Source organism: Terriglobales bacterium, from assembly GCA_035764005.1.
GTDB lineage: Bacteria > Acidobacteriota > Terriglobia > Terriglobales > Acidobacteriaceae > Gp1-AA112.
In genome coordinates, this window is record DASTZZ010000013.1 from 1 (window position 1) to 6,784 (window position 6,784).

The following is a 6,784-nucleotide window of genomic DNA, read 5'->3' on the forward strand; positions in this document are numbered from 1 at the left end:
GCGGCGCCGCCCAGCAGCGCGTAGAGGAGTCCGCCCAGCGCCGGGCCGAGAATCGTCGCACCCTGAAAAATCGTGGCGTTCCATGCCACCGCGTTGGGAAAGACTTCGGTCGGCACAAGCTGCGGGAGCAGCGCCCTCCCCGCCGGACTGTTGAACGCGCGCACCACCCCCAGCAGGACCAATACCGCATAGATGGCGTTCACGTCGCGCGGCTCAGTTCGGGTGATCACGATCAGCAACGCTGAGCACAACGCAAATCCAAAATTGCAGAACAACAGCACCTTCTTGCGGCTGATGCGGTCGGCGGTATGCCCTGCGAGCAGAAACAGCAGGATATTCGGCAGGAACTGCGCCAGGCCAACCAGGCCAAGATCCAGGGGTCGCCGCGTAATTTCGTAGACCTGCCATCCAACCGCGACCGATTGCATTTCCAGCGCCGCGACCACCAGGAAACGCTCGATCTCATACAGCGAGAAGTCGAGGTGGCGAAACGCGGCGAGGCCGGAATGGCCGTAATCGGACGCAGACATGTCCTACTAATTTGCCACAGAGTTGCGGCAGGACGAAGTGCTACGCGGGAACGTCACACATGCGAGGGGAAGGTCGGCGTGCCGCTCGCGAGGCGTGCCGGCAGATGCCGCCGACGCGCTCCGTTCATTGATGCAAGTGAAATTCTCCGGCAACTGTGGCCTTACTCCCGACATATTGTCTCGCGGCAATCACGGTCTCGTCGAAGTTAGCTCCGTGCCATTGCCGCGCGGGTTTGACGCTCTGGAACACGGTTGTTATGATCGAACTGCGGGGTGGAGCAGTCTGGTAGCTCGTTGGGCTCATAACCCAAAGGTCGGTGGTTCAAATCCACCCCCCGCAACCAAAAGATTCAGCAGGTTACGAGGAATCGCCCCAAACTACGGGGGAACAATAGGGAACATTAAGAGGCTGCCGTGGAGCGGCCTTTTTCATTTTCCCCTGAAAGTGACGGCACAAGAACCATGCGAACGATTTTGCTGTTCGCAGTTCGCTTACTTTCCAACATCGCAGATCCGTACACATTCATAGTGGTCTGAATGTTGGCATGGCGCATTAGCTCCTGCTGCACTTTCATCGGCGCACCTGTTTCATCAAGCAACGTCCTGTACGTGTGGCGAAAGGTGTGCCAGCCAATCTTCCCGAAGCCGAGCTTTTCTGCCGGCGGCCGTATGTAGTTCTTGCAGATTTCACTAGCGTGATACGGCTTGCGCGTTGCTGGATTCGAGAATAGCCAGCCTTCAGCACTGGAGGGACAAGCTTGCTGCCAGTGCTGCAACACTCTGGCAATCGCGGGATCAAGCGGAACATCATCTTCGGAATATTCGCTTTTGACGCGATCCACATGACCCTGAACCACTCCTCTTTCTACGCGAATAACACGCGACTGAAAATCAACATCGCGCCATTGCAAGCCGAGAATCTCGCTAATTCTGAGGCCTAGGCATTGGGCGATTACCACCATGGTGCGATAAGGCTCGGGAATCGCCGGCAAAAGCAAATGATATTGCTCAACCGTTAATACCTTCGGCTTTCGCATCCTTCTGGAGGCGCCTTTCACTTCGACCAATTCCATCGGGTTTCGTTGAATCGACATCATGCGCCATTTCATCGCGTACTCGTACAAACGATGCATGAGTCCCTTAATGTGAGCTTTGGTTTTTGGTGCGTTCGGTAATGCTCGAAGCCACTTCTCTACCCAGAATGGGTTCTGGCCCAAAGTGATGACGTCATAATCGCCCCATTTGGGCTTGATGTACCCGTTCAAATACGATGTGTAGCTCTGGGTAGTCGAATAGCGTTCAGGCATCGCCTCAAGCATGTATCTGTCAACGAGTGTTGCTACGGTGGCGACCCTTGTAGGTTTATAGTCGGTATTGAGGGTTAAACGAAGTGCCTCGGCAGCCTTCTGCGCCTTGGCCTTCGTGGGGTATTCATCAACTGTTCCGATGATGATGCTGCGATGTGCTTGAGTGCCGTCCTGCTGGGACTCGCGATATCGCAATACCCACACGTCTGAATCTCTCTTTCGCTGCTTCCGGTGTAAGGAACCGGCTTGATACCGTTTCCGCTTCAAAGGAAACTCCTTTCCTCGTCTGCGGGACGGATGGCAGGCTGATTGTACTCGAACGGCCTGTGAATGAATTGATCGTTGGGAGTCCAAAAAGCTAATGGCGCCGTTTTGTTTTGTTCGTTTTTTCGGGTGTGCATCGAAGGGGAGGAACTGGTCTGAATTTTGGTCAAGCCTGAAATGCGCCAATTGACTCGGCCGATCAAGCTCTCGGATTCCGGGTCGCTGGCCGGTGAGGGGAAAAGACGATTTAGACACGTTTGGCAATGGAGGCTTATCGGTTCGTTTCGTGAGCTGGTTTCGCGTGAACGTGTGGATTGCGGTCATGGGGAAGTGAGCTCGCAGGAGATGGGTTCATTGGCGTCTGCGAAAGGACTGGAGCGGCAGTCGGTGCAATTTGTGGCTTTTCTCTCCAGTGCTGCCACACAATGCCGAGGCTGAACGCAAGCATGAGCGCGACAGTGCAGAGGGTCAGGACCGACCATTTGTATTCACGAAGGAATCTCTGCCTCAGTGCCTGTGCTGCCTCCGTTGCTTCTCTTGTCGTTACCCGGATCATCGTTTGCATGCCTCTAAAATCGTCACAAAATTCCTTGGTCGTATTCCGACAGTTCTCGACCATCTGTCGGGACGAGTAGTCAAACTCGGTCGCCGCCTGGCCGGTCTGTTTGGCGATGAGCGCGAGAGCTTTACTCGTTTCAGGCAGGCCGCTCTGCATGAATTGCTGGCGTAGACTCTCCCCCAGGATGGCTGCAATTGATTTCGGATTGACTCCTTCAGCAATTTCGTTCGGCAGCTTCGCCAGGCGATTTTCGATCTCCTGGTGAAACGCAGCCGTGTCATGCCGGAGAGCTTCGATAGAGCTGACGGCCTCTTTTACTGTTGCGGCAAGCTTCTGTCTTTCACTAGCAATTTCGACCGGAACCTGCCGCGTGATCAGCGCCAGAAATCCCATTGCGCGGGCGAGTCGCAGAAGTTCGTCGTCTTCGGGCAGGCGCCGCAGGTGCGCCATATCGCGATACCACAACTGGCGCTGCTCCGATGGTAGTAGCTCCGCGATTTCGTCGATGAAGTCTGCGTCCCCATTCGGGGTTGCTGCGATTTTGAGTTGTTCAGTCACGGCAGGAGTAGATGCTTGGCTTTCTCGATTTCCTCGAACAGGCGTCTTCGGTAGCTCTGAGCCCGAAGCACCAGCGAAGCTCGCCCCAACTCGTTCACATCGTGCTTTCGCTCGGCAATCTTGCCCAAGGTGATTCCATGTTGCCGGGCCGGATTTTCCAGTTCCGGTAGGCGGAAATCCATCTTGAGCACAAGCGGCTGAAAAAGATCTCGAAACCGTTGCGCTTGCTCAGTCCCGCGCCAGTAGGCGAAGTCTGCCGGATAGGTGATCGCATTCTCCACAATGATGTACTCGACACGATCTTGGAGGCGGGCAGCCCAATTGAGGACACTTTCAACGCTGGCCGGGTCGGGAGTCACGATTCCGATTGCAGTAAAGCTGACGCCCAACGCCTGAATGTCCTCGAACATGGAATCAAACCAGTCGTACGTGACGTTACCGGAACTTGCGCCCATGTCGGCCAGCACAATGGAAACACCGTTTTCGAGATAATCGATGAACGTATCCAGGGCCGCGGCGGTGTGGATGTCTACTTTGGTCGCGGCTTTGTTGAAGTAGTGCGACAAGCTGCCACGGCTCTTGTTCTCCGTGTCGAGATCGAGCAGCTTGGCTTCGACCTTCTGGGCAGCGAACCATTCGACAACAGCGAGCATGAAGCTTGTCTTACCGACTCCTCCTTTGCCGCCCATAGTGAGAATTACGCGTTTGGTGGTCTGCTCCATTGGTGCTACTGACACCGGAGGTTCAGTGTCAGGATGTAACTGTTCTGTATAGCTATCGCTATTCATCGTGCTCTCCCTGCTTACGGAGAATGCGCAGCGGCTCGTCAGAGTTGTATTCGAAGCGTGGTTTGTTCATGGGTTTTGACAAACCTCGTTGGATCGATTGCTGAGAATGTCTTTCAGTGCTCTCAAATGCCTTCTGTTGCGTTGTAGTGCCTGCCAGTGCTTCTCGTTCCTTATTTGTTCCTATTAGTTCTTTTCTGTTCCTGGTCGTAGACAAGTTGTGATTGTCTCGGTCGCGGTGTTTCGTTCTTGATTTCGTCTGCGCACGAAGGAAATCTCTGACGGTACTAATGCCAGCCTTCAACCCAAACTGATCGCGCAGCACTTCGGTGATTTCGCGATACGAACGTTTGCGTTTCCGCATCTCACGAATTAGCTCGCCATACGGATGCAAGCGTGAGCGCGGCACTTGCGCAGGCAGGCTCTTGAGGATGGCTTCAAACTGCGGCTTCATTCTGGCTCCAAACGTGCTGAATCGGCGTTCGAGTCCTGAATTCTGTAACGGACTGCTGCTAACAACAGACGCTGAGCGCACCCAGAAAAGATGGCCGAAGCTCCGCAAAGAGGCCGTGAAGACGCCGCAAATCCACCGCGAATTGACCGCAAAGCGTCCGCATAGCGGGCGCCGCACCGAACCTAAGCCGAAGGCTTAGGGATGGTGTCTATGTGCAAAGTGAGTTATTGAGGTTGTTCTTCCATGCTGACCATTCGCGCGATGTCGGACGGATCAGGCTATTCCGAGCGGCACTTGCAGCACAGCGACTACTACGCCGAAGGCGAGCGCATCACTGGCACATGGCAGGGACACGGAGCGGAGCTGCTAGGGCTGTCAGGTGAAGTCGAGTCAGAGCAGTTCGAGGCACTCCGGCAAGGACTCGATCCGAATACTGGGGAGTTTCTTCGCCAGCGCCACAGTGCGGATCGGATCGGAGCAGACGGGAACGTACACAGCCGTGGCCGTAATCTGTACGACTTCACTATCTCCGCTCCGAAATCCGTTTCCGTGATGGCCAAAGTGGGTGGGGATGAGCGGCTGATCGAGGCCCATCGCAAGGCGGTTGACGAGGCGCTTAAAGAGTTGGAAGTACAAGCGGCGAGTCGTGTGCGCAAGGATGGCGCAAACGACGACCGCACAACTGGGAATCTGGTTCTTGCGGTTTATCATCATGACACCAGCCGCGAACTTGACCCTCAATTGCACACACATGCTGTCGCTGCCAACCTGACCTACGACGGCACGGAAGGAAGCTGGAAGGCCTTGCAGGCCTCAGACATATACGAACAGCGGGCTTATTTGACCGAGGTATACAGGAACGCTTTGGCTCGTGAGGTCCGAAGCCTCGGGTACGAAGTGGAAGATCGCCGCGACACCAAGGGCAAGGACCGGGGATTCGAGATCAAAGGTGTTTCCCCTGAACTGATCGACAAATACAGTCAACGCAGTCAGCAGCGTGACCGCGCAATCGAGGAGTTCACGAAAGAAAACGGACGCAAGCCGACGGACAACGAGGTCGCAGTCCTGGTGCGGGAATCCCGAGCCGAAAAGCTGGTCGAGATTTCAACTGACGAGGTACACAGCTTACAAATCGAACGCCTAAGCCCTGACGAAGCCTTGGGTCTCGACCAGCTGCGGGAAGATAGCCTCGACCGTGGGTCTGGCTCTGAGCGGGAATCAGCGAGGGAGTCGCTGGACTATGCCGAACAACATGTATTCGAGCGGGTATCGGTCGCTCGGGATTATGAGCTGTTCACAGAAGCGCTAAGGCACGGTCGTGGCCGGATTGCCGTAGATGAACTCAAGGGCAGTTTTGCACTTCAGGAAGGTAGTGGCGAAGTGCTTCGTGCAGGAAAGGACATCGCGACGCGCGAAACGCTTGAGCGCGAACGGGACATGATCTCCCGAATTGATCGCGGGATCGGCAAGTTCAACTCCCTCGGCGACAACGAAATCGATTTATCCAGCCAATTGCGTCCTGAACAACGGAACGCAGTTCAATTTGTGCTCGGAAGTCGTGACCTGGCGGTCAACATTCGCGGTGCTGCAGGAACCGGGAAAACTGCCACGTTGCTCGAACTTCACCTGGCGCTCAACGAAAGCGGCCGGGAAGTTGTTGCAGTCGCACCGAGCATGAGCGCCGTAGAAGAACTGCAGAAGGTTGGGTTCAACGATGCCATGACCGTACAACGCCTGCTGCAAGACGAGGGAACTCAGCAGAGTCTTTCGGACAAAGTCATAATCGCCGACGAGGCGGGAATGATTTCGGGACGGCAAATGTCCGAGTTGCTGAAGCTGGCGGAAGACCAAGGGGCGCGACTGATATTCAGTGGCGACACTCGCCAGATCCGTAGCGTCGAAGCAACCGATGCTCTTCGGATCCTGGAGAAGGAATCAGGTCTCAATAGTGTGTCGCTGACCCACGTCGAACGCCAGTCGAGTGCGGAATACCGTGAAGCAGTGCAAGAGCTGCGGCGTGATCCGGAACGGGGCATAGCAAAGCTGGACGCGATGGGAGCGATCCGAGAGGTTTCTTGGGAAGATCGCGCCGAGGCCGTCCAGAAGGCATACTCAGACACGATTATGGAGCTCAGCGCAAAGGGACAGAATCCGAATGTCTTGGTGGTCGCGGCAACACACGACGAAATTGAGCAAATTACGGCGGCGATTCGTGCGGAACGCTCACGATCAGGCAAGCTGGGCGCCGGTGTTGAAGTAGAAAGGCATGTTTCCGTCAATTGGACGACGGCACAGAAGCAATCCTCACGGAACTTCGAATCAGGGCA

The 6,784-nt window shown here is 55.4% G+C and carries 6 protein-coding genes and 1 tRNA gene; 2 read left to right on the plus strand and 5 right to left on the minus strand.

Annotated features, from left to right (window positions below):
• The coding region (locus tag VFU50_01750; GenBank protein HEU5231555.1) for an MFS transporter at nt 1-530 on the minus strand (530 nt) is incomplete at its 3' end.
• A gap of 267 nt (nt 531-797) precedes the next feature.
• Here VFU50_01750 and VFU50_01755 point away from each other — a divergent pair.
• A tRNA-Met gene (locus VFU50_01755) sits at nt 798-874 on the plus strand.
• Nucleotides 875-931: 57 nt separating this feature from the next.
• Here VFU50_01755 and VFU50_01760 read toward each other — a convergent pair.
• From VFU50_01760 to VFU50_01775, 4 genes are all read right to left on the minus strand, one after another.
• Nucleotides 932-2,287 carry a site-specific integrase gene (locus VFU50_01760; protein HEU5231556.1) on the minus strand — a complete coding sequence of 452 codons (1,356 nt, stop codon included), beginning with the start codon at nt 2,285-2,287 and terminating at the stop codon, nt 932-934.
• 85 nt (nt 2,288-2,372) lie between these two features.
• Nucleotides 2,373-3,218 carry a hypothetical protein gene (locus VFU50_01765; protein ID HEU5231557.1) on the minus strand — a complete coding sequence of 282 codons (846 nt, stop codon included), beginning with the start codon at nt 3,216-3,218 and terminating at the stop codon, nt 2,373-2,375.
• Complete coding sequence (locus VFU50_01770; GenBank protein HEU5231558.1) at nt 3,215-4,006, minus strand: hypothetical protein; 792 nt, start codon at nt 4,004-4,006, stop codon at nt 3,215-3,217. Before VFU50_01770 ends, VFU50_01765 begins: the two co-directional genes overlap by 4 nt.
• Complete coding sequence (locus VFU50_01775) at nt 3,999-4,457, minus strand: hypothetical protein (GenBank protein HEU5231559.1); 459 nt, start codon at nt 4,455-4,457, stop codon at nt 3,999-4,001. The genes VFU50_01770 and VFU50_01775 overlap by 8 nt, the downstream gene beginning before the upstream one ends.
• A 243-nt stretch (nt 4,458-4,700) precedes the next feature.
• Between VFU50_01775 and mobF the strand changes: the two genes are divergently transcribed.
• Nucleotides 4,701-6,784, plus strand: a 2,084-nt coding sequence (gene mobF / locus VFU50_01780; protein HEU5231560.1) for a MobF family relaxase, incomplete at its 3' end; no start/stop codon positions are given.